The following is a 24,860-nucleotide window of genomic DNA, read 5'->3' on the forward strand; positions in this document are numbered from 1 at the left end:
TCCTGAGAAATAATGTTTACATAATCCGGCCGAAAGCCGGGATCAACTTGATCAATTGCTCTCGAAGAAGGGCCTGCACATCACGGGCATGATCCATTTCCAGAGCGCGTTTCGCGAGGGCCTCGCACTGCTCGACGGTCACGCTGCGGCAAACCTTTTTGATCTCCAGGATGGAATGGGCGGCCACGCTGAACTTCCGCAACCCCAGCCCAATCAGCAACATGGTGTGAAGCGGATGACTGCTCATCTGGCCGCACAAACTGACCGGCACCCCCTTCCGCGAAGCCTCCTGGATCACGTGATGAATGAGCCGCAGAACCGCCGGATCCGTGGCGTTGTACATGTTCACAACATTGCGATTGGTTCGATCCACCGCAAGCGTGTACTGAATCAGATCATTCGTCCCTAGGCTGATGAAATCCACTTCATCCAGGAAGCGGTCAATGGTCACGGCGACGGAGGGGACCTCCACCATGATGCCGAGGGGAATCTCTCGCCGGAAGGGAATCTGGCCTTCCGCCAGGTCCTCCATCACTTCCGCCAGCATGAGTTTGGCCTGGCGAAGTTCCGCCAGCGTGCTGATCATGGGGAACATGATCTGCACGTTACCGCACACGCTGGCCCTAAGAATGGCCCGCAACTGTGTTTGAAAGAGGGGTAGATAGCGCAGCGCCAGGCGAATACTTCGCAAGCCCAGACATGGATTGGCTTCCTTCTCCAATCCCAGTTGGAGGGGGACTTTGTCGGCTCCGAGATCGAAGGTGCGAATGGTAACCGGCCGATCGCCCATAATCCGAACAACTTCGCAATATGCCCGGTAATGATCTTCTTCACTGGGCAGATCGTTCCGGCCGAGGTAGAGAAACTCGGTGCGGTACAGCCCGATACCTTCCGCTCCGTTTTGCAGACAGAGCGCCGCCTCGTGCGGGAACTCGATGTTGCCGTAAATGTTGATCCGCGTACCATCCAGCGTCTCTGCCGGGAGGTCCCGAAGCTTTTCCAGCTCCGTTGTGAACACGCGGATGGCACGCATTTCCTCCTCATACTCGCGGAGGGTGGATTCATCCGGGCGAACGATGACGATTCCCCGATCGCCATCCACAATCACGATGTCACCGCCGGAGACTTCATTGAGAAACGGACCCGTTCCGACCACCGCCGGAATCCCCATCCCCTGGGCCACGATCGCGGTATGACTGGTCGGACCACCGACTTCGGTGGCAAACCCGCGGACCATCTTGCGGTCCAAATTGGCCACCTCGCTGGGCGTGAGATTCCTGGCCAGAACGACCGCCGGAGAGGTCAGGTGATAAAGGCTACGATGGGGCTGGCCCAGCAACGCCCGCAAAAGGTGCCGTTCAATGTCCAGGACGTCATAGGCCCGATCGGCAATCACCGGATTGGGCAACCGCCGAAACATCTCGGCAAACTGCCGCAACACAAAACTCGCGGCTTTTTCTGATGAATATTGACGATTGCGGATGAGCGACTCGACGTCCTCGCGAATTTTGGGATCCTCGAGAATTTCCAGATGGGCCTGAAAGATCGCACCCGATTTGGGACCAAGTTCTCTGGTCACCAGATCCCGATTGTTTTCAATTTCCCGGGCGGCCACCTGAAGGGCTTCTCGGAATCGTGCCACCTCCTGCTCGACTGCGTCTGCTTCCACGTATTCCCGCGGGATACTAAAGATGTCCTGCCCGATCACCACCGCCTTTCCGATGGCTATCCCTGGAGACACCGCTATTCCCTGCAAACGCATCATGGTTCCGTCTCTAGGTTGTCGGCTGCGGCTAGCTTCATGGCACTGGTCTGTTTAGCTGTGGAAGACCGTGATGGGGAATGTTTCGCCTCATCCCGGGAATGTTTGCTGAGATTCGGGCGCGAAGTCATCCTCCCAAAACTTGCATTCGACAAGCCGTTCCAGGGCGTCCAGAACCTGCTGGGCTTCCTCACCCTCTGCTTCGATAATCAGCGGTTCCCCCTCCATAGCCCCCAAACTGAGCATTTCAATGACGCTCGTGCCATCTGCACGGGGGGCCCCGTTGAGCGAGGCTGATGGATCCTCCGCTTTGATCAACGTGACACGACAGCGGTGCTTGAGCACCGTATCGCGGACGAGGCTGGCCGCCCGGGCATGCAGCCCGGCACGGTTCCGAATCGTCACACGTCGCCGCAAAGGACCTGTTTGCTCGCTCATCCTTGGATGACTCACCCACATTAATGAACTTGTTAATCGACCAAAACTCGGCACTGCCCCAGGCCCATTCCGCTCGCCCGCTGATACTCCGCATGTCCGCCAGCCCCAAAGAGCATCGCTCCCATTTGAACGGGGCCGGTAGGCTTTCCCCCCATAATCCCAAAACCTGATGACAATCACCTTCCGGTCACGTCAACCCAAAAACTCTCGCGCTATTTTCCCACCTGACGCGGACCTCCTCAGTGGCTGGCATATTTCCCTGCGTCCGCCTCCTCCAAAAGCACCCAGACGTCTTCCGGGGTTTTGGCCTGTTTGAGAAATCGGGCAAATGTTGGGTTGTGGAGCTGTCGCGTGATGTATTCGAGGGCCCGGAGGTGATCCCCCGGCATGTCGGTGGGCGACACCAGCAGGAACAGGGCGTGTACCTTTTCGCCATCAAGAGCGTCGAAATCCACGCCCTCGGGGCTGATGCCGACGGTGGCCACCAGTTTATCCACGCTGGGATGCTTTGTGTGCGGAACCGCCACCCCCATGCCGATTCCCGTGGTCCCCAGCTCTTCCCGTTTAATCAATGCCCGCACGATGTCGTCCAGGTGTTCCCGACTCAAAGCCCCTGAATCACACAGCGCCTCGCAAAGCCGACGGATGATCTCCTCTTTTGAGGCGTCAGGATCGAGATCCGTGACAATTGCTTCCCGCACGACAAAGTCGCTGAATTTCATCTGATTCAGTCCCTCGTTGACAGAAAACCAATTAGACACGCCGCCTCTTCGAACATTCTTTGCAGGGGGCGTGTCTCTCTCACATCAACCGACTGTGTTCCGTTTTTTCACTAAAGCCAGTAGCTTGCGTCGTTTTCGGCACTGGTCACCATGCCCCAGCCCGTGCGTTTTGATAGTTAGTCCTACGGTGTACCTTTCTCTTTGCTCGCCCAACGTCGTCCGGCGGGCGGGCAGCCTGAAGCCCCAAGCGAGTCAGTTTAGACTCTGCAACCTGCGGGCACAGGCTAACCCCCCGTTCTGCTACCCCCGTCGCCCAATTGTAACAGGAGCGACGCCACGCTCGTTCCGCAACACTCCCCCACTGCCGACGGGTAACCCCACACTTACACGATTCTAGTTCCCAGAATATTTCAATTTACCCCGCGGAACCCCCATCGCCAATACAACACCCCTGAGTCGGATGGTCCAGATTCACCCGCGAAGTCTGGTATATGGCCAACAGACCGAAAAACCACCATATCATGATCGACATAATGATGTTTACCTAACCGGTTGCCGGGCCGGTTCTTGTCAAGTCGTCCAAATTGGGGAAGTCAATATCCGCCGAGTCCGGCAGATTCCCATTTTCTCTCTCCCCCTGGGAAGGAATCCCGAGGGCCGGGCCCCCCGTGGGCCCGGGGCTCAGCCTGAAGGGGGCTGCTCGGCCCGTCCCCATTCTGACCCTGCATACTCCGTTTCGCTGTGCGGGTTTCGCCTGTTTGCCACAGTTTCTGGTTGGATTCGGGGCAATTCATGACCTTGCCTCTCCAACATTGACGAGTTTTCGGCCTCTCGTTATTGTCCTTACAAGACGGGTCAGCCTCCGAGTGCCGGGCTCCGCATTCGTTGCCTGACCTTTTCTTTTTGCCACCAGTATCCGATCAGTCGCCCTCCGTTGTAAGATTTTGATTGAAGCCCGCCTTTTACCAACCATGAGGGACTCCCGCGAGGAGAACACCATGAGTCACGATGACACCAACCCTTTGCCCGAGAGTCAGGCCCGGTCCCCCAAGCCGGAACTGGATGTGGAGCGATTTTTGCCGAAGAAACGGCCGCCAGGGCCTCTTGATCCTTTTTGGAAGGCCGTCTGGAGCGGCGCTGCAACCGTTTTGCCACCGCTTTTGACAGTCGTCATCATTATTTGGGTGGCGGCTACCGTTGACGCCTACATCTTCTCCCCTCTAAAGAAGGGAATCCAAAATGCGATTTTTATGGCGACGGCGGACATTCGGTCGCCCCAGAGCCTTCCCGCCTCGGTGAGGAACGGTGCCCCGGAAGTAGTCGTGGGAGGAAAAACATTTGTCCGTATGCGGGGAGGCAAGTACATTCCCAGGGATGTAATTGAGTACTTGAGAGAACAGGTGAGTGAGGATGAAATCCCCGCTCAGGCAGCGGAGGCTTACCTGCTGTACATCGAACTCCGGTATTTAAAGCCGCATCTCGTTTTGCCGTTTCTCATCGCACTGTTGATCCTGGTGCTGTACCTGCTGGGGAAACTTGTCACAGCCCGAATGGGACGGCTCGCCTGGTCGCAGTTTGAGGCCCTGTTTGTGCGTCTCCCATTTGTGAGGAGCATCTATGGCGCTGTCAAGCAGGTAAGTGACTTTCTGCTGGCCCAGCGGTCGATGGAATTCAGCCGCGTGGTGGCCGTGGAGTGGCCCCGTCGGGGAATTTGGTCGATTGGGCTGGTGACAAGCGAGAGTTTCCATCAGCTCCGCCAGAAAACCGGCCGATCGATCCTGTCCGTCTTTATCCCCACCTCTCCGGCGCCGATGACCGGGTTCACCGTCAATGTGCCCGAAGAAGACACGGTGGACCTGGGAATTTCAATCGATCAGGCGATTCAATTCATTGTCAGTTGCGGCGTCGTTGTTCCCCCACCATCGTCGTCCCAGCCTGTGGATCTTGTGACGGCGAGCACCTCGCACAACGAAGAACCGTGATACACATTGGTGGGGCACATTGGACCACCCGTTACTTCCGGATCACTTTCCGTAACTTTGCGAATCATTCTGCCTCCAGAGCAACTTCACGACGATGACCTCAAGACGCCTGCGAATCGGCACACGCGGCAGTCAACTCGCCCGATGGCAAGCCGAATGGGTTCGAACGCAGCTCCAGGAGCTCGGGATCGAAGCGGAGTTGGTGCTCATCACGACCAGTGGCGACCGTCACCAGCAATGGTCGGTGGAAGCACTGGGAACTACCGGCGTCTTCACTAAGGAGATACAGCAGGCCCTCCTGTCGCGAGAAATCGATCTGGCCGTCCACAGCCTCAAGGATTTGCCCACCCGATCTGTGCCGGGCCTTACGATTGCGGCGATTCCGCCTCGCGGCCCGGTGGAGGATATGCTCATCACCCGGGGCGGTCGAAGCCTCATGGAACTGCCCCCAGGCGCCACCGTAGGCACGGGAAGCAGGCGGCGGGCAGCGCAACTTCTCTTCCATCGCCCGGACCTCAAGATCGTCCCCCTTCGCGGAAATCTGGACACCCGTCTCCGCAGGCTCCAGGAGGGGGTCTTCGATGCGATTGTCGTAGCGGCAGCGGGACTTGCGCGACTCGGCCGCCTGGGCGAAGCCACTCAAAACCTCACTCCTGACTATCTTTTGCCGGCGCCGGGACAGGGTGCCCTCGCCATCGAGGCTCTCGAATCGGCTGCCGAAGTTCTGGAACTCCTGGCCCCACTCAACGATCCTTGTACCGCGGCTGAAGTGACCGCCGAGAGAACCGCGCTGGCCGCTCTGTCTGCTGGATGTCTTGCTCCGGTGGCGACCTGGGCACGTTTGGTCCAAGGTCAACTCATCCTGACAGCGCGGGTACTTTCCCCGGACGGAGCCGAGAAGTTGGAGGTCACGTGTTCGGGAGAGCTATCCCATCCAAAGAGACTGGGCGAGAAGGTTGGGAAGTTGCTGAAAGCTCAGGGGGCCGACCGTCTCGTCAGCATGGCTCGAACGAGCGCGGAAAAAGCCGCCTCAGAAGATTAAGTATCGGAGCGATCTTTCGCAAGTTGTCGCTTTTTTCCCAGCTCGTCAGCCAGGAACTTTCTCGTACGAGGCCTCCAATACCATCAAAGAAAGCTCTTCCAGTTCTCGGTCAAACCCGGGCCACGCGTCGTCCGCAGATCCTGCCGATGGACCGGCAAATTTTGCGCATATGTTAGGGTTTCTCTTTTCCGCTGAATTGCTCTTAAGCGCTGAGCGCATCGCGTAACTTTTTGATTAATTAGAACTTGCAGCAACACATGTTGCTCAGCGTGGTTTCTTTTCAGCTCAGGCACAGGGTTTGCCTAATCCCGTCTGCCCACGGAACGAGCTCAGAGGTAACGGCAAAAGTTGCGAGTGTGGCCGAAAGGATTTAGGCGACCACGATGATTTACGGACTCTATCTTTCCGCCGAAGGTGCCCACGCTCAGGATTACCGGCTCAACGTCATCACAAACAACCTGGCGAACGTAGACACCATCGGATTCAAGCGCCAACTGGCCATTTGTCAGGCCCGGTATTCCGAACCGGCTGCCCGTGGTTTGTCGGGTCTGGGAGCGGCGGATATCGAGAATCTCAGTGGTGGAGTGCTTCCAGCGGTTTCCAAAACCGATTTGACCCCGGGCCCCATCAAACAGACCGGAAGTCCCACCGACTTTGCCATCCGCGGTGACGGCTTCTTCGCTGTGCAAAAAGACGATGAAGTGCTTCTGACGCGGGCAGGCAACTTTTCGCTTAACAGCCGGGGCCAACTGGTGACCCAGTTCGGTCTCCAGCAATACCCGGTTCTCAATGATAACCTCCAGCCGATCACCCTCGATCCCCAGTTGCCATGGGAAGTCACCCGGGAGGGAACCATCCGTCAGGCGGGGGTTGTGCAGAACCTGGCAGTGATGAAGCCTGTTTCTCCGGATGATCTTCTGCCGGTCGGCGAAAACCTTTACCGCACCACCCAGTCACCCCAACCCGTTCCCCTGGCCGAACGACAGGTGGCACAGGGATTTCTGGAAATGTCGGCCGTCCAGCCGACGCTGGCAATGGTGGAACTCCTGGAGGCCTCACGGCTTTTGGAAGCCAATCTCAATATGGTCCAAACCCAGGATCAAATGCTCGGCGCCCTGTTTAATCGGATGCTCCGATCGGCGTGACGATTAACTGACAGAAAACGCGAAAGGAAAAAGGCAATCATCCTCAGGCAAATAGCGATCTAAACGAGGGTTATCATGAGTGTTCAAACACTGTATTCCGCTGCGACGGGCATGCTGGCGATGGAGAAAAAGCTCGATGTCATCGCCAACAACCTCGCCAACGTGGAAACCACCGCCTTCAAACGCGACCGCGCCAGTTTTGAAGACCTCTTTTACCGCCACGAGGTCTTTCCCGGCACGGAGGACAGCTCCGGCCAGTACACACCGATTGGAATCTCGATCGGCTTAGGATCCCGACTCTCCGGCGTGCAAAGCGAATTCCGCCAGGGAGCGTTCCAGCAAACCTCCAATCCGCTGGACGTCGCCATTGAGGGGGCGGGCTTCTTCCAGGTCCTCGACCCTTCGGGCCAGATTTACTATACCCGGGCTGGGAATTTCTCAATCAACGCCAACGGCAACCTCGTGTTGGGATCCGCCCACACCGGACGGCTCCTGGAACCACCCATTGTCATCCCCAATGACGCCACGGCCATCACCATCACGCCGGAAGGCCAGGTGTTTGTTCAGCAACCAAACAACCCACAATTGACTCCCGTGGGCCAGATCCAGCTCGTCAATTTCATCAACCCCGAGGGGCTTCTCAAGCTGGGGGAAAATCTCTATGCCGAGACGGATGCTTCGGGTCCACCGCAGGTTGGTAATCCTGGGCAGGAAGGTCTTGGCATCCTGCGACAGAACGCCCTCGAGGCATCCAATGTCGAGCCGGTTCGCGAACTGATCGACCTGATCACGACGCAACGGGCGTTCGAGATGAATTCCCAGGCCGTGCAGGTCGGCGACCAGATGATGCAGTTGGTTTCCAATCTCCGCCGCTACTGAAAAAAGACGGGACGTGTCCTCCATGTTTAGCCGTAAGCGTTTCCACAAAGTGATTCGTCTGTGCGTTTCTGGACTGTTGATCCTCGTGCTCGGGCGGTTCTCCTTCGCTGCCACATTCGTGTTTCATCCTCAGTACACGTCTCACGGCGGCCCGGTCCTGCTTGGTCAGATTGCCGAAATCACCGATTGTGACGACACAACCAGGGACGCGCTGGCACGCCTCGAATTGTTTCCGGCACCTCCGCTAGGAGAAGCGAAATTCGTGTCTGTGCAGGATGTCCGCGAAATTCTAACGCTCCGTGGTATCGATACCACAGTACACCTGTGGCAGGGTGCTCCGCAAGTGCGAATCGTCACCAGCCCCCAGGCCACCCTCACCGTTCTCAATGCACCTGACCAGCCCACGCCCGTTTCGCCCACACTCCAGGCACGCGCAGAATCCCGTCTCAAGAAGGCCATTCAGGAGTACCTGAAGTCGCGGTATCCCCAGCTTCCACCGTGTGAGTCGGCATTTTCGCTTACCAATGAAGACACGCGATGGTTGGCAGCAGCGGATGCCCGGGTGATTATTGAACGTGATCAGGCCCCGGCTCCCGATCGCCGCGTCTTTATCGGGAGTGTCAGAGCGCCGGGTGGCGTGCGGGCCATTCAGGTCGAGGCCCAACTTCAACCGCGTCCGTTGGTGGTCGTGGCGGCCCGGCCGCTTGCCAGGGATACTGTCCTCACCCGCGAGGACGTTCGACTTGCCGACGATGTGGAACCTGCCCCCGGATACGCTACGCGTCTGGAAGAGGTCCTCGGCCGACAACTCGTCACCGGGGTGGCGCCGGGCAAACCAATTGCCCTTTCCAATCTTCGCGAACCTGTTGTCATTAAACGCGGCGAGGTCGTGCAGATTGCTGTTCGCGCCCCCGGGGTAATGATCCGTACGCTGGGCCGCGCAAAAGACGACGGCGTTCTCGGGCATCTCGTGCCTGTCGAAACTCTGGACAATCGCGGGAAAACCATTCTCGGAAAAGTCGTGGATCACCAGCTTGTTGAAGTCTATGCCGTTTCCGCACAGGCAGCTACCACGACGCCTTAATCAGTGAGGCATTTAATCCAGATAGAAAATTAACGAACTATGAGATACTTTAATCAGAATCATATACCGAATATATTCCTAGCGGCGTCCCGATTATTGCCGGTTTTAATCTTAGGTGGATGGTTTTTCATAGGAAATAACGTGGCCCTTAGTCAAACCAGCAGCCTGCTGGGAACGTCACAGGGGCCGCCGCCCACGCTGGATCGCCTTTCCTGGACCTATCAAACGCCCCCGGAACAAAGAACGCTGAAGCTGCGGGATGTGATTACCGTCATCGTGGATGAAAAGACGCAGGTCATTGCAGAAGGCCAGATGGACCGTCGGAAAAACGCCAATGGTAAATTCGTCCTCTCCGACTGGATCCTTCTGAAGGGCTGGTCGCTTATTCCGGATCCGCAAAGTAAAGGTGATCCGACTATCGGCGGTTCAATGGAAAATAAATATCGGGCCGAATCGGAACTCCAAAGTCGCGAGGCTCTGAAACTCCGCGTGGCCTGCGAAATCGTCGATATTCGTCCCAACGGCAACATCGTTATCGAAGGCCGACGTACCATCCAGGTGAATAACGACATCTGGGAGATCTACCTGACGGGCACAGTGTGGCCGAAGTCGATTCTGCCGGACAACACAGTGCTCAGCGAGAACATTGCTGATTTGAGGATTGTCAAGCGGGAAGCCGGTCACGTCCGCGATGGATACCGTCGCGGCTGGCTTCTGAAATGGCTCGACACGCATCAACCGTTCTGAGGCAGTGTAAACGATAGAAGCAACGTGATTTCGGGAACACTCTTCAACCCGGCAGCAGCGAGTGCTTGAAAGCAAGGACCCTGGGATATGATGCACCTTCCACGGTTTGCCTTTCTCGTCAGCATCAGCCTTCTTCTGGCAAGCGGCGCCTCCGTGAGTTTGGCCGGCGTCCCGTTAAAAACCATTTGTCGGGTAAAGGGTCAGGAAGATAACAGCTTGCATGGACTGGGACTGGTGGTAGGACTGCGGGGAACTGGCGATGGCGGAAGCTTTCTGCCCACCATTCGCAGCATGAGCGTGGCTCTTGAGATGATGGGAACACCCCTTGGGAAAAATGGTTCGGCTGAGCTGAAGGATGCCAAAAACGTGGCCCTCGTTCTCGTGACGGCCACCGTTCCTCCCGCCGGTGCCCGCCAGGGGGATCGCATTGATTGTCATGTCCATTCTGTAGGGGCGTGCAAAAGTCTTGCGGGTGGGACGCTGTTTCTCACCCCGCTTGTGGGTCCCGACCCGCGTGACCGCCGCGTCTATGCTCTCGCCGAAGGCCCTATCACAATCGACAATCCGGAAACCCCTACCGTGGGTCGCATCAGCGGTGGGTGTCGCCTCGAGTCCGATTTCTTCAATCCTTTTGTGAAGGATGGACGCATCACCCTTGTCATTGAACCGCCTTACGCTGACTTTCAGGTCGCTCAGGATATTGTGGAACTTATCAATTCCCACATGACCGTTCAAAGTGGGGGCGTTCCTCTCGCCCGGGCCATCAACCAGGTAAATGTTGAAGTGCTTGTCCCGCGGCAGTACGCCGATGATCCTGTCCTCTTTGTTTCCCAGATCATGGAGCTCCCACTCATGGAAGTTCCGTTGGGGCCCCGCGTCGTCATCAACGAACGCGCGGGAAGCATCGTCATGAGTGGAGATGTGGAAGTGGGGCCGGTGGTTATCACCCATAAAAACATGGTAATCCAGGCCGGTGGGGCGCAGTTTGTCGGTCTGGATTCCGGCCAGTCTCAGACAACCAAACTCAAGGCACTCATTGATGCCCTCAATGCTCTCAATACACCCACACAGGATGTGATTCAGATTATTAAGTCTCTTGAGAAAAATGGTAAGTTACGCGGTCGATTGATTATCGAATAAAGCGATTACACAAATAGTACACGGCACGAATAAAAAAATACTATGCTGAATACCACTGCTACACATCCGGCACCCTTGTCCACGGCGTGGAACCCAGCCACCGTCGCAGCCCAGGAGACCGTCCGTTCTCAGAGTCTTTCGTTTGCCACGATTTTGGAACGCGCTGCCAATTCGGCAAGCAGCCATTTCTCACTGCCTGAATCACTTAGAGAATACAGCCGCGTGAATACCGACTTGGCGAATCGGCCGATTGATGTGTCTGACGAGGAAAAAGCCCCGTCGGAGACGCTGGACAATGAGGAACACAAACTTAAAGAGGTTTTTGAACAATTTGTGGCACAAACGTTTTTTGGATTACTCCTTAAAGAAATGCGAAAATCCGTGCCTAAGACGAAGTATTTCCATGGAGGATTGGCGGAAGATATCTTCGAGCAGCATCTCGATATGGCGGTGGCAGAAAAACTGGCCCATGCTACCGGTGACAGATTTGCCGGACCAATGTACGAGCTATTCCAGCTCCAGAGAAAATCTTTGAGATAACGCAACAACTATAAGTTGACAGAAGGTAAAACAAAGCGGCACTGGTGCGCGGAACGGGAAAATCGCGCCTAATAAGCTCGCCTGATGGCAACGGCGTGTCCTCTGCGCCCAGATCCAGCGCGGGTGCATTCCCGCTTTGACGACGCGTTCGATATCCGCCAAACCAGCAGGGTGTTCCGGCTGGAAAGCCAGGTTGACCGAACTCGAGTAAGGATGCTCACCATGGGCACAGACTGGGAGCAAGAACTAGCTGATTTCCTCAACGAGTTGATCACGATTCAAGGACATGTACTGGCGTACCTTCGGGAAAAGCGAACGTGCCTTGCCAACGCCGATGCCGAAGGACTCGCCGCACTCATTCCCCGCTGCGAGTATATCCAATCGCGGCTTCAACAGTGTCTGGATCGCCGCTCGGCACTGCTGAATAAAGCCCGCCAGGAAGGCTTTTCCGTTGACAATGTGCGCACGCTGGCAGAATCGGCAGGGGTGAGCAGAGCCGTGTCCGGCCGGCTTGCTGAAGCTGCGCATAATATGCGTCTTTTGCAAATTCACAATCTTACAAATTGGATGCTCAATCAAAGAGCCCTCATGCATCTTTCGCAATTGATAGAGATTGTCGCGACCGGCGGTCAGCGCGCGCCGACATATGAAAAGAGAGGGGCTCCCGCCTGCGAGAGTGTGCAGGGAAGTTTGCTGGATCAATCAATTTGAGAAAGTCAGTCAGGCTGCAAAGGCGATGTAAAACAGGAAAAGCGCGATGTCTCTTTTTAGTGCCATTCGAATGGCCAGCAATACCCTGCGGGCAGACCAGATCGCCCTGCAGGTGGCCGGCCAGAACATCGCCAACGCCGAAACTCCCGGTTACATCCGGGAAGAGGTGGTCCTCAAGCCAGCGCCCATTCAGAAGCTTGGAGGGCTTCCCATGGGCCTGGGTGTTGAGGTGGCGGCCGTCATTCAGAAAATCGATCACTTCCTCGAAGAGCGGTTGCGGGCGTCTGTGAGCGATCGGGCGGGGGCAGAAGTCCGCGAGCAAACGTTTCAACAACTGGAAGGGCTCATCGGTGAACTGAACGAAACCGACCTCAGCAGTGATCTCACGCGGTTCTTTTCCAGCATCTCGGAAATCCTCAACCAGCCTGAAAGCTCCTCTGCCCGAAATCTTGCTGTCCTCCAGGGACAGACTCTTACGCAGAATATTCGGCGTCTTTATGAGCGTGTGAACCAGGTCCGATCAGATCTCAATTCCAGAGTCGACGACATTGCCGATCGCATTAACAAACTTATTGAGGATATTCGCCGACTGAATATTCGGATTGCTGAGACTGAGGGAGGCGACGTTTCCCAAAGCGACGCGGTAGGGCTTCGCGACCAGCGGCTCCAGGACCTGGAAGAGCTGGCCAGTTTGATCGATATTCGCGTGGAGGAACAGCCGAGTGGAGGTGTGGCCGTTTATTCCGGCGGATTCTTTCTGGTCTATGAAGGCACTGCCCGCCAGGTCTCAGTGGCTCGGCAGAGCGATCGCGGTCTGGCAATTTCGGAAATTCGCCTTGATGAAACGAACTCCCCGCTGGAGGTGAACTCGGGAGAGCTGCACGGTCTTCTGGTTGCTCGGGACACGGTTCTCGGGGGTTTCCTCGATCAGCTCAATCAATTCAGCGCTGCACTCATCTCGGGTTTCAACCGGCTCTTTTCCAGCGGGCAGGGCCTGACTGGGTTTTCGTCCGTCACTGCTGCGAATGGTGTGGTAGCCAGTAATCTCCCGCTGGACAGCGCCGGCTTGCAGTTTCCGCCTCGCAATGGCTCATTCCAGATACAGCTCTACAACACACAAACAGGAACGATAAAGACGTACACTATTCGGGTTGATTTACTGGGACATACTCCGAAAACGACACTCCAGGATATTGCCAATCAGGTTAATGCCATCGACGGTCTCTCTGCCTCGATCGATGCGGGTGGAAAGCTGACGATCCGATCCACCTCCGGTGACCAGGTCTTCGCGTTTGCGAACGATACGAGTGGTCTGCTTGCGGGACTAGGGATTAACACCTTCTTCACGGGGAGCAACGCCGGGAATATCGACATCAACCCTGTTGTGGCAAACGATCCGAGCAAGTTTGCAGCAAGCCGAGGAGGTATTGGCGCCGATACGCAACTCGCGGAGGAGCTCGCGGGATTCGGCGACAAACCGCTGGACGATTACGGCGGACTGAGCCTTCACGAACTTTATGATCGGATGGTTGCCGAGGTAACGCAGGGCTCGGCGATTACCAAGGCCGAGGCCGATTCCGCGAGAACCTTCGAAAATACCCTGCGAGGCCAGAAACTGGCCGTCAGCGGCGTAAATCTCGACGAGGAAGTCGTCAAACTGATTGCCTACCAGCGACAGTTTCAAGTATCAGCCCGGTTTATTAAAACACTCAACGATTTGCTTGACATTCTGGTGAGTATTTAGAAGTCAATAGCGACTGAGAACATCAGAGATACTCGTAGAATAGTTCCAGATAACGCTTAAGACCATATGTCAGGACACCACATATATGAGCGGTATTAGTGGTGTTCCCACCACCCGAATTACCGATTTGTTCGTTCGCCAGCGTCTTCTCCAGCAGATGCAGGCGGACCAGAAGGATATTTTCGATCTTCAAACTCAACTGAGTACGGGTCATCGGTTCAGTGTTCCCAGCGCTGATCCGATTGCCTCGTTGCGGGTTATCGCACTCCAGAGACTTCTGGAGCAGAAGAGCCAGGTCAAGTCCAATCTCGCCACAACGCAGTCGTATTTGGCGGCTTCCGACACTGCTCTCAGCCGGGTTTCGGAGATTGTGGCGGAAGCCCGGGCCAATGCCTTGGGTGTACTCGGCACGACAGCCACCGACGATCAGCGGGCGGCTGCGGCACAGCAGATTCAGCAGGCAATTCAGCAGCTTTTGGACGCCGCCAACCAGAAATTCCGCGGGCGCTATCTTTTTGCAGGTACAGCCACGGATACACGACCGTTTACACGTATCGGTAACAACCTTATTCTTTATCAGGGGAATGAAGGTATTCTCCGCTCTTATGTCGATACAGATCTGTTATTCGACAATAACGTTCCCGGCAGTGCGATTTTCGGCGCGGTCTCGCAGGTTGTCCGGGGCAGCGCAGACCTTCATCCGCGCTTGCGTTTCGATACGCCTCTTGCCGACCTTCATAACGGTGCGGGTATTGGGCTGGGAAGCATCGCCATTTCCGATGGCACCAGGACAGCGATTGTTGATCCCAGTGGTGCCCATACAATTGGAGATGTGGCACTGCTTATCAAGAATAATTCAGCGAATATACCACTGAATGTGGAAGTAACGTCGACCGGTTTGAAAATCCAGCTTGCATCGAGCACGGGTGACTTGACGATCCGTGATGTGGGCAGCGGGACCACCGCCAAACAACTGGGAATCTTTCGCGAAATCGGAGTCGGTACCTCAGCAATTGTGGGAAGTGATCTTCAGCCCCGCGTGACGAACACCACCCGGCTGAGCGACCTCCTGGGATCACCAGCCCGGGCTGTGTTGCGTTTTCCGGGGAGCGACAACGACCTCATCCTGGAGGCCGACCGAAATGGCGACGCTTTAAACGGTGTGAAAATACGCCTCCTTGATGATCCCATGGTAAGCGCGGGAAATGAGTTTGTCGAATATGATGGCGTCAATAAAGAACTGACAATTCATATCGACGAAACACACACTAAAGCGCAAGATGTGGTCGCAGCAATTAACGATGCCTACTCGGCCGGCGTCATTCCGTTTTACGCCTCGCTGGATGTAACAGACCAGGGCGAATTTCCCGGTCAGGGGCTGGTTTTTCCGACTCCGCCAGGACAATGGGCTGCCATCACGGAAGGAGGAAGCGGCGAGGATTTTGATCGGGATTCTGGCCTGCAAATCACCAACGGTGGTAAAACCTTTGTTGTTGACTTTGCAGATGCCTTTACAATTGAAGATCTTATCAATAAACTGAATACTCCCGAGTATGGTCTGATAGCCGAGATCAATGAAACCGGACGAGGTATCAATATCCGGTCCCGGATTAGTGGTGCCGATTTCGTCATCGGGGAGAATGGCGGGAAAACGGCTACCCAACTGGGGGTGCGCACGTTCACCGGGTCCACCCGACTGAATGAGTTGAACTTTGGACGGGGTGTGCAGGATTACCAGGCAGCAGGACAAACGGCCCAGGCAATTTATAATCCCATTGGCGCGAATAACGCTTTGATATTGCAGGCCAGAACGCCGGGATCGGAATGGAATGGATATAAGCTCCGTTTCTTCGACACGGGGGGGCCGCCCGGCTCGGAAACGGTTGGTTATGACCCCGTTCAAAAAGAGATCGCGATCGGGATTGTTCCGGGTAGCACGACCGCTCAAAAGATCGTGGAGCTGTTCGCTGCGACGCCTGGTGCGCGGGACTATTTCGACCTCCGGCTTGCTGATGACAACGGTGCAAATAACGGGTCCGGACTTTTAAGCGTTGGTGAGGTGCAGACAAGTGGGGGGAGCGCTGGTGGTGTTGATTTCGTGATCACGCGAGCCGATGGCGTACACCTGGAAATTGATGTCTCCGGTGCGCAGACAGTCCAGGATATCATTGATCGAATTAACAACCATCCGAGTAATCCACCGCGGGCGCCGGGGGAGCCACCTCTTTTGATCGCCCGATTGGCGAAATATGGAAACGGAATCGAACTCGTGGACGAAAGTGTCGGTCCCGGCGTCCTCTCCGTGGAACGGACAAAATTGAGTACAGCCGCCATCGATCTGGGGCTGATTCCCCCAGGAGCCGACAAAAGCACCGCCACGAATTCGGGAACTCGCGGTCAGGTCGTCATCAATTCGCCGGGAACCGATAATGACCTGATTATCCGGACTCGCAGCTCGACGTCGGCGGGGAACGGGTATCGCGTTGTCATTGAGGACTCCGGTGGCGGACCGGCAAGTTTCACTTTCGATCCCGCTTCGAAGACCCTGCGGTTCCGAATTGAGCCAGGTGTGACCACGGCCAATGAGCTCATTCAACTCTTTCAGGCTGATCCGGTGGCACCGCAAGTCTTTGAAATGGTTCTAGACGGCCAGGATGGAAATGACGGAACCGGCACTGTGGCCCTTACTGATCCTCAGAATCCACCCACCATCGACGGGGGTGAGGGCGCGCGGCTGACCGGTCAGGATGTGCACCCGCTGGAAACGGAGGGAATTTTCACCGCCCTCGTGCGACTTCACAGGGCGCTCATTGAAAACAACGTAAGCGAAGCGCAGCGGGCCGTGGACTTGCTCGATAAATCTGTTCTGGCTCTGAATTTTGCTCGGGCCGAACTGGGCGCCAAGCAGCAGGGGCTCGATATTCTCTCGCAGAGGTTGGAAGACGAAAACCTTCAACTTCAAACAGCGCTCTCTTCGGACTATGATGCTGATTTGGCGGAGGTGATTTCCTCGCTCGTGGCCAAGCAAGCAGCGTATCAGGCGGCGCTCCAGGCTACCGCGCGAATATTCCGCATGACCTTGCTTGACTATATTTGAATAAGTGGGGTCGCGCTTTCTTGGCAATAGACATCCCCGATGAAAGAGGGGTTGAGCCGCTTAAACTGGACGGCACAGTTCGGCGGAAAGTAGTGGCTTGCGCATCGGTGCCGGGCCTTGAGTGCGCCATCTGGTCACGGTAGCGGCACGCTACAATAAAAAACCTGTTATTGAAAACCGGCATACGGCGGATAAGAAATCTGCTAAATGAGAGTAATGAGATTATGGGGTCATTCCAGGAGATATTGGCAAGAAAAAAGGAGCTCCGCCGACAGCTTCGCGCCTTGCAATCCAGTGTCCCCCAGGAATGGATTCAGGCGGCCTCTCGGCTTGTGGTGAGCCAGTTGAAATCCTTCCCGCCCTATCGGGTAGGGAACACAATCATGTGCTTCGTCAGTCTTCCGCGGGAAGTGCACACCCATGATCTGCTTCGGGAAATGCAGCGGGAAGCTAAAAATGTTGTCATCCCGTGGTGTGACGGCGCGGAGCTGCGGCTATTTCGGTTTCGCAACTTCGATGAACTCGTGCCGGGCACACTTGGTATTCTGGAGCCTGCCGAGTGGTTCCGCACGGCTAGCGATCGCGTGGCGACACCCGAGGAGCTGGACCTTGTGCTTGTGCCGGGACTTGGATTCGATCGTCGAGGGGGACGTCTGGGTCGGGGAAAAGGCTATTATGACCGTTTTCTCAAGCAACTCCCAGCGCGCGTTCCTAAAGTAGCTCTGGCTTTTGAATGGCAGCTCGTCGACGAAATTCCCATGCTTGCGCATGATGTTCGTATGGATTGGATTATTACAGAAAAGAATATTTACCCATGCCATTAATTCAGTTTAACGCCAAGCGCGACTAAGGCATTTCGCGATTCTTTTTGGTTTACTGTGTTTTGTGCAACAATATTGCGGGCCTTGATAAGGCGTCTCGTGACGATGGGCACTCGGGAAAAGAAAGCAAATTGCACCAGGCCCCGTTTAATGCGTCTGGGAGCAGCGATCGAGAATCTGGCGATAGAACGCATCGGTTTCCGGAGAAGGATAGCGCTGGCGCAGCTCCTCCGCGACCGACCGCGCGGCCGTACAGCGCTTCAATTCCACCAAGCACAGAGCATACGCTTGAAGCAGATCCGGGGAAGGCGTTCCCAGGCGATAGGCGCGCGCGAGATACTCTTCGGCCTCCTCTAACTTACCAATCTTCTGCAATGCCAAACCTGCGTTGTATAGAACTCGAGGTTCTGTAGGTAAAAGCCGTGCCGCTTCGATCAATTCGGCAGTGGCATCTGCCATTCGGCTGGGTTGTTCGGCCAAAAGAAGGCCCAACGAAAAGTGGATATCACCCCGGTCGGGAAATTTTTCTAGAATAATCCGGAATTCTTTCTCGGCATCGTCTAATTGTCCCATTTGATAGTAGAGACGGGCAAGATTGTCGCGCGCAGGAATAAAATCAGGGGCTATGCGCAGGGCTTCGCGATACTGGCGCTCGGCCTTGTCGAATTCTCCAAGGCGCGCATAGAACATGGCCAGATTATTCCGAGCGGGAAGAAAATCGGGGTCGATGCGCAGAGCCGTCAGATATTCCCGCTCCTGTTCGGCGGAATTTCCAAAAGCTTCTGCGAGTAAGGCAAGGTTCATGTGGGCACCAGGCTGGTCAGCCACGATCTGCTGACTTACGCGGTATTCCTGGATGGCCCGATCGAACGCTGTGGCGATCGTGGCGGAGAAGAAGTCTCTGGGAAGATTGATTGCCCAGGGCACGGATTCTACCCTCACAGAACGCAGCGGATCGCGAAGGAGGTGCTGAACGCGGGGAAAATCTTCCCGAGTAATTGTTATCTGCTGGAGTGCCCGGGCGGCCGCCAGACGGACGAGCGGATCCGCGTCACTTGCCGCACTTATAATGGCGCCGCGGACGATGTCCTGACTGTAATTTCCCAGCAGCAGAACGGCGCTGGCTCGCACCATGCCCGATACGTCTTGGCGACGCGCTATGGCAATCAGGTCCATGATCGCGCTGGGGTCACGTTTTCGTCCACGGTCGAACGCGTAGGCAAAGTGCTCGGGCTCTCTCCGAGGACCGTACCATTTTTCAATCCATTCGGCTGCCCATTGGGGCGTTTCCCCTTTCTCGGGATCCTGATGGCAGATGTTGCAGGCGTTGGGAATTCCCAGGGTCACGGTGAGGTCCGGCCGGGGGACCCGCAGGCTGTGGTCCCGCCGGGCGTCCACGACCATGTACGTCGTTTCGGGCATGTGGCAATCCACGCACCGGCTTCCCGGCTTTGTGGTATCGGGATGGTGATGATGTTGGGGTGTATCGTACTTGCTGGGTAGATGGCACTGGGCACACAACCGATTGTCCACATAGGGTTGGCGAATCTCTCCAGGAGGCACCTTCTCGGCGAATTTGATGCGGCCGGTGTGGGCATCATGACAGTCTGTGCAGCGCACTCCTTTTCGGTACATGAGGCTTTGCGTGAAAGAACCGTATTCGTAATCTTCGTCGAGAATTTGGCCATCGGCGTAGTACAGATTTCCATCCAGAAATTCGGGGACGTAGTAGTCCAAAAATGGCTTTCCCGGTTGAAAATCGGGGGCCACTGGCCGTCGCCGCGCGTGGCACGGGGCACAACTATCCACCAGGGTCGTGTTGCTGCATCCTTTAGGGGAGAGATCGACTAGGCCTGTTCCTCGTTTGCGATCCCAGAACAAACCCCATGATTCCGCTAACTGCACGTGGACGCTGGCCGGACCATGGCAGGTTTCGCAACTCACATCAATTTCCGACCAGGTGGTGCGATAGGTGTTTGTGTTGGGATCATAGTTTTTCTGGAGATTGGTGGTATGGCATTCCGCACACATGTAATTCCAGTTTTGAAGTGAACGCGTCCAGTGGAGCGGATCCTGTGACGGGACGGGATCGCTGGGATAAAGGTGAAACCACCGCTGCGCTTTGACATCCCAGGCAAGGGGCAGGCATTGTACACGGCCATCAGGAAACGTGACCAAATACTGCTGCAGCGGATAAACGCCGAACACATAATCGACCAGGAATTCCCGCAGCTTTCCTTCACGATCGTCGGTGACCACATAATATTTGCCATCGCGGCGGAAAAACCGGCTGGTCACAGCCCAGGGGGCCTGGATTTTACCGGCCTGAATCAGGTCCTGCGCTGCGTCGCCGAGAGTGCGATGGGCGGCCGTGATGTCGCAGGGACGGGCGAAAGTGCGGTACCACTGGACAAGCTCCTCGATTTTCTTCGCTCGTGACGGTTCCAGCACGGCGAGAATTTTCTTGCGGGATGGTTCGCCGGAAGGGGGTATATACGGAGAAAAAGACTCTGCCGTGTGATGGGCCTCGTATGGCTGCAAAGCGACAGCGAGCGTTTTGTCGTCCACTTTGGCGAGAATAGCTCGCAGTTCGTCGTCAGAGAATTTGTGCAGATCGCTGAACGCAATATGGGTAAACGTGGCATTATTGAAGTCGCCGAGGACCGTTTTCTCCGTGGCGTGGTCCATGGCCAGGTCGTGGTCAGAGCCTTCCCAGAGCCGACATTCCTGCTCGTGGCATTTCCAGCAGCTTTGTCGCCCCACGTATGTGGCCTGAACCGACTCCGGGACAACGATCCACCAGTCGAGAAAGATGCATGCCGCTCCCGTCACGAGAAGGACCAGCAGTGCTCCGACGATCGGGACTCCCCACCAGATGCGGTCTCGCCTGGTCTGAGAGGGCTCCCGGACCAGTCCGGCGGGCCCGGATTTTGAGGCTGATTTCTGGTGCTTCGTTTCGGATGCCGACTTATGACGGGAGGAACGTTTGGGCACTGTGATTCACAGGAATCGCAAGAGCATTAGTTGTATCGGTCCCTGGAAATGAAATCGCGTTCCTTTTGCGGCCGGCCTTTTTCAATTTCAAACACGCAACATGGGGCCCCGTCGTGACGGCATGCCACCTGGCGAATCGGTACGCCCAGCACTTCCGAAATAATCTCCTGGTCCAGCAAGCAGGCCGTGCGATTTTCCTCAAACATAATTACATAAGGACAACTGCGCTGTCGCAGATAAATTTTTCCGTCTTCTTCTTCTTGCACTTCCGCCAGCACGCCCTCCTCATGGAGAATGTTGACAAGTTGCCGGAGGCGATCTTCGGGTTTTTCTCCCGTGATACGCCTCATGTAGTGATTCGCCAGATCTCGGCTAACTCGATCGACGACTTGCCTGACCAACTCTTCCCCGCCAATTTGGCGAATCGCCCGCCAGATCGCCGGGAGAACGAGTTCCTGGTTCCGTGCGAAAAGCAGCGCCAATGCCGCGGGAGTCGCGGAGTACACGTGACGGGGTCGGCCTCGGCCGGGAAGTCGCTGCATTTGCCGTTCCACAAGCCCGGCAGCGACGAGTTCGTTGAGTTGCTCCGTCACCGCGGTTCGCGTCACTTTCATTTCGCGGATGAGATCTGCCACGCTTTTGGGGGAGTTCCCCACCAGCAGCTTGATCACCCGCATACTCGCCGGGCTGATGTTAACTTTTTCCAGATGGGAAGTATGCCACATAGAAAGGACCCCCCGGTAACCCATTATCAGTCGTCTTCCGCTTTCAGCTTGACGCTCGTTGAAATTGACGCTCGTTCAGACCCTCTTGCCAGACTTTTCGACCATCGTGGCTGTGTTTCGGAGTTGAGGTTTAAAGCGACGGAGCTGCAACTCGGAGTTCGTGCGGCAGGCGCGAACAGCCAGCGGAAGCGACGTACCAAAGCGTCGCCTGAGCTCTGTTTCCTCCACCGCTTAGGAGAAGTGGGTCCTCGGTAGCTTTATTCTCACCCATTGATGGGGGTGTAGTCAAGACTACCCTGGAGCAGGACTGCCTTCATCGGCCCGTTTTCACCTCACGGGAATTGTCCCGACCTGATGTAACGAAACGGCAGGGCTGGCCGTCTATCCTCATTGGATGCACGTGCACACCAAAAAAGATTTCCAACTCAGACGGAGATTGCCAAATGCTGTTGTCGAAAGGATTGTCCCACTTCCCTAAGTGTTACCCCGGTCCTGTGAAAACCGCCGCGAGGTGGGGAATGATGGTCCCCTGTTTATTCCTACTCACGTTGGTAGTGGGTTGTTCGCAGGGATTTGTTGATAGCGTGATCGCAACCGGCGAGAAGGGAATTGACAGTTCTGTCGGGCAAATGCGCGAGTCCATCCCAATGCCGGGAACCAGTGCGGCAGGGCCAGTTTCCGCTCCCCGAAATACAGCTTCGGGGGCGGAGGCGAGCTCCACAGCAGAAAACACCAGAGAAGCGTCAAAAGAGAATAAGGAGGTAAAAAGCATGTTCCGTAGCCACACCATTGAGCATGTCACCACGGCAGACTTCCCGTCGAAAGTGCTTCAATCCGCAAAACCGGTACTGGTGGATTTTTATGCGGACTGGTGTCCTCCTTGTCGCATGCTGGCACCAGTTCTTCAGGAGGTTGCTAAGGAAGTCGACCACGTGGACATTGTCAAAGTCAACGTGGACCACGAACCGCGGCTAGCCTCCCAGTACCGCGTTTCCGCAATTCCCACGTTGATCCTGTTCAAAGACGGGCAGCCCGTGGAACGCGTGACGGGCTTTCTCCCCAAACAGGAACTCAAACAGCTTCTTGAGCAATACGAATAACGACCTCCAGTAATTCCGTTAAATTCTTGGGGTGCATCGACACGTGGGAGCGTGGTACGAGCGGGGGCGGCCAGCCGGTCGCCTCCGCGGTTTTCGGTGGGGCGCCCTCGCGGATCAGCTCAGATCGGGTTCCGAAGAGACCTGGTTTTCAGGTCCGCTTTTCGCGTCCGGATAAAGCTGCTTCTCAGGTCCAGTAATCGACCTGGATGTCCGGAGGGACCTGCTTGTCAGGTCCGCTTTTTGACTTATTCCAATCCCTGTTGCGCTGACGGACTCTCTCCTCGCGCCTACCCGATTGCGGATTCCCAGGACCACAGGTACGTTATTGGGGAATTTGCTGCCGGAGTGGAGAGGGAACACGGTGGTTTTTAAATCCGGGTTATCGATCGAGACTTTTGCCAACTCGAGTGGTGGCAGGGGAAGCAGACCGTTTTGGAATTTAGTTTTCGGAGGAGCTGTTCGACATGGCTAAGCGATTGCCTCGTCGGTTCGCAATCGGTGTGGATTACGGGACCAACAGCGTCCGGGCCTTGGTGGTGGATGTCGAGGACGGGAGAGAAGTCGGCACGGCGGTCTTCGAATATCCCAGCGGCGATCATGGGGTGCTTCTGGATCCTAAGAATCCCAACCTTGCCCGACAGAATCCCGCCGATTATATCGAGGGATTTTATCGTTGCGTGCGGGCAGCAATTCGCAGTATTCCGAAGAGCGTGGGTTTTGACCCGGAGAACGTGGTGGGGATCGGCGTCGACACGACGGGATCCACGCCCATCCCCGTCGACGAAAACGGCTGGCCTCTGGCCTTTCAAAAGCGGTTCGCGAAAAACCTGGCTGCTCAGGCCTGGCTGTGGAAAGACCACACCTCGTACGCCGAGGCGGCCGAGATCACCGAAAAGGCGCGGCAAATGGGGCTGCCCTATCTTGCCAAATGCGGCGGTACTTACAGTTCGGAGTGGTTCTGGTCCAAGATTCTTCACTGTCGCCGGACCAGTCCGGAGGTCTTTGAAGCGGCGTATTCATGGGTGGAGCTTGCCGATTTCATCCCCGGCTGGCTCACAGGAAACCTGAAGCCGGAGACCATTCCACGTTCCATCTGTGCGGCTGGCCACAAGGCGATGTATCATCCGGCGTGGGGCGGATTGCCGAGCGAGGAATTTCTGGCCAGTCTCGACCCGGAATTGGTGAAGATTCGGCGGCGATATGCCCCAGAGGCCCTCCCCGCTGACCGCAAGGCCGGTGAGCTGGTCCCGGAAATCGCCCGCAAGGTTGGACTGCGACCGGGAATTCCGGTCGCGGTGGGAGCATTCGACGCGCACATGGGCGCGGTGGGAGCCGGGATCAAGCCGGGGACACTCGTCAAGATCATCGGCACGAGCACGTGTGATATGATGGTGGTACCGATGGATCAGGACCTGCCCGACATTCCGGGGCTGTGTGGTATCGTGCCGCACTCGATTGTGCCGGGGATGTATGGTCTGGAAGCGGGACAGTCAGCGGTAGGCGATATTTTCAACTGGTTTGTCAAGTATTTGACTCCCGCCCAATATACGGCCAAGGGCGATCCCCACACGGCGCTCACCCGGGAGGCTGAAAAGCTCTTGCCCGGAGAGAGCGGCCTTCTGGCCCTCGACTGGAACAATGGGAATCGCACGATCCTTGTGGATCCCCTTTTGACCGGTTTGCTTATCGGCCAAACGCTTTTGACGACCGCTCCGGAGGTGTATCGGGCCCTCGTGGAAGCCACGGCATTCGGTGCGCTGACCATTATCAAACGATTTGAGGAATACGGGGTGGCGGTGAAAGAGGTCATCAACTGCGGAGGCATCGCCGAGAAAAACCCATTCGTCATGCAGGTCTATGCCGATGTGTGCAATCGACCGATGAAAATCAGCCGTTCGGCACAAACCTGCGCCCTGGGTGCTGCAATTTTTGGAGCCGTTGTGGGAGGAGCCTACAAATCGGTGGAGCAGGCTCAGCGGCGGATGACGGGAGTCAAGCCGACCGTTTATCGCCCTCGAAAAGCGGCGGCGGCCGTGTATGCCCGACTGTACGAACTTTACCGTAAACTCCATGACGCATTCGGCTTGCCCCACTACGAGACCTCCCTGTACGATGTCATGAAAGCGCTCATTGCTATTCGGAAGGAAGTCCGCAAAGAAGTGTGATCGGTCGGTAAGCGAAAAAAAC

General features: G+C 56.2%; 19 protein-coding genes. 14 read left to right on the forward strand and 5 right to left on the reverse strand.

Translation table 11 applies throughout. The annotated features are described in order from the left end of the window. Positions 1-16: 16 nt before the first annotated feature. From ptsP to ABJK56_RS02220, 3 genes are all read right to left on the reverse strand, one after another. Positions 17-1,765: a phosphoenolpyruvate--protein phosphotransferase gene (ptsP, locus tag ABJK56_RS02210; protein ID WP_347243032.1), complete on the reverse strand. Its 1,749-nt coding sequence runs from the start codon at positions 1,763-1,765 to the stop codon at positions 17-19. 87 nt (positions 1,766-1,852) lie between these two features. Continuing rightward, the gene (locus ABJK56_RS02215) at positions 1,853-2,200 is read right to left on the reverse strand and encodes an HPr family phosphocarrier protein (RefSeq protein ID WP_347243033.1); all 348 of its coding nucleotides are present in this window, start codon (positions 2,198-2,200) and stop codon (positions 1,853-1,855) included. 239 nt (positions 2,201-2,439) lie between these two features. Further along, entirely contained in the window at positions 2,440-2,922 is a 483-nt protein-coding gene (locus tag ABJK56_RS02220) for a PTS sugar transporter subunit IIA (protein WP_347243034.1), read from the reverse strand. 998 nt (positions 2,923-3,920) lie between these two features. Between ABJK56_RS02220 and ABJK56_RS02225 the strand changes: the two genes are divergently transcribed. From ABJK56_RS02225 to ABJK56_RS02280, 12 genes are all read left to right on the forward strand, one after another. Next, the gene (locus ABJK56_RS02225; RefSeq protein ID WP_347243035.1) at positions 3,921-4,904 is read left to right on the forward strand and encodes a DUF502 domain-containing protein; all 984 of its coding nucleotides are present in this window, start codon (positions 3,921-3,923) and stop codon (positions 4,902-4,904) included. 94 nt (positions 4,905-4,998) lie between these two features. Next, positions 4,999-5,946 carry a hydroxymethylbilane synthase gene (gene hemC / locus ABJK56_RS02230; protein ID WP_347243036.1) on the forward strand — a complete coding sequence of 316 codons (948 nt, stop codon included), beginning with the start codon at positions 4,999-5,001 and terminating at the stop codon, positions 5,944-5,946. A gap of 383 nt (positions 5,947-6,329) precedes the next feature. Further along, on the forward strand, positions 6,330-7,091 hold the full coding sequence (locus ABJK56_RS02235; RefSeq protein ID WP_347243037.1) for a flagellar hook-basal body protein: 762 nt from the start codon (positions 6,330-6,332) through the stop codon (positions 7,089-7,091). A 75-nt stretch (positions 7,092-7,166) separates the two neighbouring features. After that, positions 7,167-7,970, forward strand: a complete 804-nt coding sequence (flgG, locus tag ABJK56_RS02240; RefSeq protein ID WP_347243038.1) for a flagellar basal-body rod protein FlgG — start codon at positions 7,167-7,169, stop codon at positions 7,968-7,970. Positions 7,971-7,992: 22 nt separating this feature from the next. Next, a complete protein-coding gene (gene flgA, locus ABJK56_RS02245; protein WP_347243039.1) occupies positions 7,993-9,054 on the forward strand; it encodes a flagellar basal body P-ring formation chaperone FlgA in 1,062 nt (353 codons plus the stop codon). A 141-nt stretch (positions 9,055-9,195) separates the two neighbouring features. Next, entirely contained in the window at positions 9,196-9,801 is a 606-nt protein-coding gene (locus ABJK56_RS02250; protein ID WP_347243040.1) for a flagellar basal body L-ring protein FlgH, read from the forward strand. 87 nt (positions 9,802-9,888) lie between these two features. Continuing rightward, positions 9,889-10,941: a flagellar basal body P-ring protein FlgI gene (locus ABJK56_RS02255; RefSeq protein ID WP_347243041.1), complete on the forward strand. Its 1,053-nt coding sequence runs from the start codon at positions 9,889-9,891 to the stop codon at positions 10,939-10,941. A 222-nt stretch (positions 10,942-11,163) separates the two neighbouring features. Continuing rightward, positions 11,164-11,481, forward strand: a complete 318-nt coding sequence (locus tag ABJK56_RS02260; protein ID WP_347243042.1) for a rod-binding protein — start codon at positions 11,164-11,166, stop codon at positions 11,479-11,481. 222 nt (positions 11,482-11,703) lie between these two features. After that, positions 11,704-12,192 (forward strand): flagellar export chaperone FlgN, encoded by a 489-nt coding sequence (flgN, locus tag ABJK56_RS02265; RefSeq protein WP_347243043.1) that lies wholly within the window; start codon positions 11,704-11,706, stop codon positions 12,190-12,192. Positions 12,193-12,238: 46 nt separating this feature from the next. Beyond that, on the forward strand, positions 12,239-13,936 hold the full coding sequence (gene flgK, locus ABJK56_RS02270; RefSeq protein WP_347243044.1) for a flagellar hook-associated protein FlgK: 1,698 nt from the start codon (positions 12,239-12,241) through the stop codon (positions 13,934-13,936). Between the two features lie 85 nt (positions 13,937-14,021). After that, entirely contained in the window at positions 14,022-17,033 is a 3,012-nt protein-coding gene (gene flgL / locus ABJK56_RS02275; protein ID WP_347243045.1) for a flagellar hook-associated protein FlgL, read from the forward strand. Between the two features lie 245 nt (positions 17,034-17,278). Next, positions 17,279-17,857 (forward strand): 5-formyltetrahydrofolate cyclo-ligase, encoded by a 579-nt coding sequence (locus ABJK56_RS02280; RefSeq protein ID WP_347243046.1) that lies wholly within the window; start codon positions 17,279-17,281, stop codon positions 17,855-17,857. 144 nt (positions 17,858-18,001) lie between these two features. On the opposite strand, the gene ABJK56_RS02285 is transcribed toward ABJK56_RS02280, so the two are convergent. Both ABJK56_RS02285 and ABJK56_RS02290 read right to left on the reverse strand, forming a co-directional pair. Beyond that, positions 18,002-20,686, reverse strand: a complete 2,685-nt coding sequence (locus tag ABJK56_RS02285; RefSeq protein ID WP_347243047.1) for a tetratricopeptide repeat protein — start codon at positions 20,684-20,686, stop codon at positions 18,002-18,004. 188 nt (positions 20,687-20,874) lie between these two features. Continuing rightward, positions 20,875-21,573, reverse strand: a complete 699-nt coding sequence (locus tag ABJK56_RS02290) for a MarR family transcriptional regulator (protein WP_347243048.1) — start codon at positions 21,571-21,573, stop codon at positions 20,875-20,877. 647 nt (positions 21,574-22,220) lie between these two features. On the opposite strand from ABJK56_RS02290, the gene trxA reads away from it, so the two are divergent. Both trxA and ABJK56_RS02300 read left to right on the forward strand, forming a co-directional pair. Beyond that, positions 22,221-22,673, forward strand: coding sequence for a thioredoxin (gene trxA, locus ABJK56_RS02295; RefSeq protein ID WP_347243063.1), 453 nt, complete (start codon positions 22,221-22,223; stop codon positions 22,671-22,673). 464 nt (positions 22,674-23,137) lie between these two features. Further along, entirely contained in the window at positions 23,138-24,838 is a 1,701-nt protein-coding gene (locus ABJK56_RS02300; protein ID WP_347243049.1) for a ribulokinase, read from the forward strand. Positions 24,839-24,860: the final 22 nt, after the last annotated feature.

It is taken from the genome of Thermogutta sp. (assembly GCF_039793925.1).
Lineage (GTDB): Bacteria > Planctomycetota > Planctomycetia > Pirellulales > Thermoguttaceae > Thermogutta.

Bases quoted from the DNA above. Each gene is read 5' to 3' on its own strand.
- ptsP (WP_347243032.1), bottom strand. From the start codon at position 1,765: ATGATGCGTTTGCAGGGAATAGCGGTGTCTCCAGGGATAGCCATCGGA.
- ABJK56_RS02215 (WP_347243033.1), bottom strand. From the start codon at position 2,200: ATGAGCGAGCAAACAGGTCCTTTGCGGCGACGTGTGACGATTCGGAAC.
- ABJK56_RS02220 (WP_347243034.1), bottom strand. From the start codon at position 2,922: ATGAAATTCAGCGACTTTGTCGTGCGGGAAGCAATTGTCACGGATCTC.
- ABJK56_RS02225 (WP_347243035.1), top strand. From the start codon at position 3,921: ATGAGTCACGATGACACCAACCCTTTGCCCGAGAGTCAGGCCCGGTCC.
- hemC (WP_347243036.1), top strand. From the start codon at position 4,999: ATGACCTCAAGACGCCTGCGAATCGGCACACGCGGCAGTCAACTCGCC.
- ABJK56_RS02235 (WP_347243037.1), top strand. From the start codon at position 6,330: ATGATTTACGGACTCTATCTTTCCGCCGAAGGTGCCCACGCTCAGGAT.
- flgG (WP_347243038.1), top strand. From the start codon at position 7,167: ATGAGTGTTCAAACACTGTATTCCGCTGCGACGGGCATGCTGGCGATG.
- flgA (WP_347243039.1), top strand. From the start codon at position 7,993: ATGTTTAGCCGTAAGCGTTTCCACAAAGTGATTCGTCTGTGCGTTTCT.
- ABJK56_RS02255 (WP_347243041.1), top strand. From the start codon at position 9,889: ATGATGCACCTTCCACGGTTTGCCTTTCTCGTCAGCATCAGCCTTCTT.
- flgN (WP_347243043.1), top strand. From the start codon at position 11,704: ATGGGCACAGACTGGGAGCAAGAACTAGCTGATTTCCTCAACGAGTTG.
- flgK (WP_347243044.1), top strand. From the start codon at position 12,239: ATGTCTCTTTTTAGTGCCATTCGAATGGCCAGCAATACCCTGCGGGCA.
- flgL (WP_347243045.1), top strand. From the start codon at position 14,022: ATGAGCGGTATTAGTGGTGTTCCCACCACCCGAATTACCGATTTGTTC.
- ABJK56_RS02290 (WP_347243048.1), bottom strand. From the start codon at position 21,573: ATGTGGCATACTTCCCATCTGGAAAAAGTTAACATCAGCCCGGCGAGT.
- trxA (WP_347243063.1), top strand. From the start codon at position 22,221: ATGCCGGGAACCAGTGCGGCAGGGCCAGTTTCCGCTCCCCGAAATACA.
- ABJK56_RS02300 (WP_347243049.1), top strand. From the start codon at position 23,138: ATGGCTAAGCGATTGCCTCGTCGGTTCGCAATCGGTGTGGATTACGGG.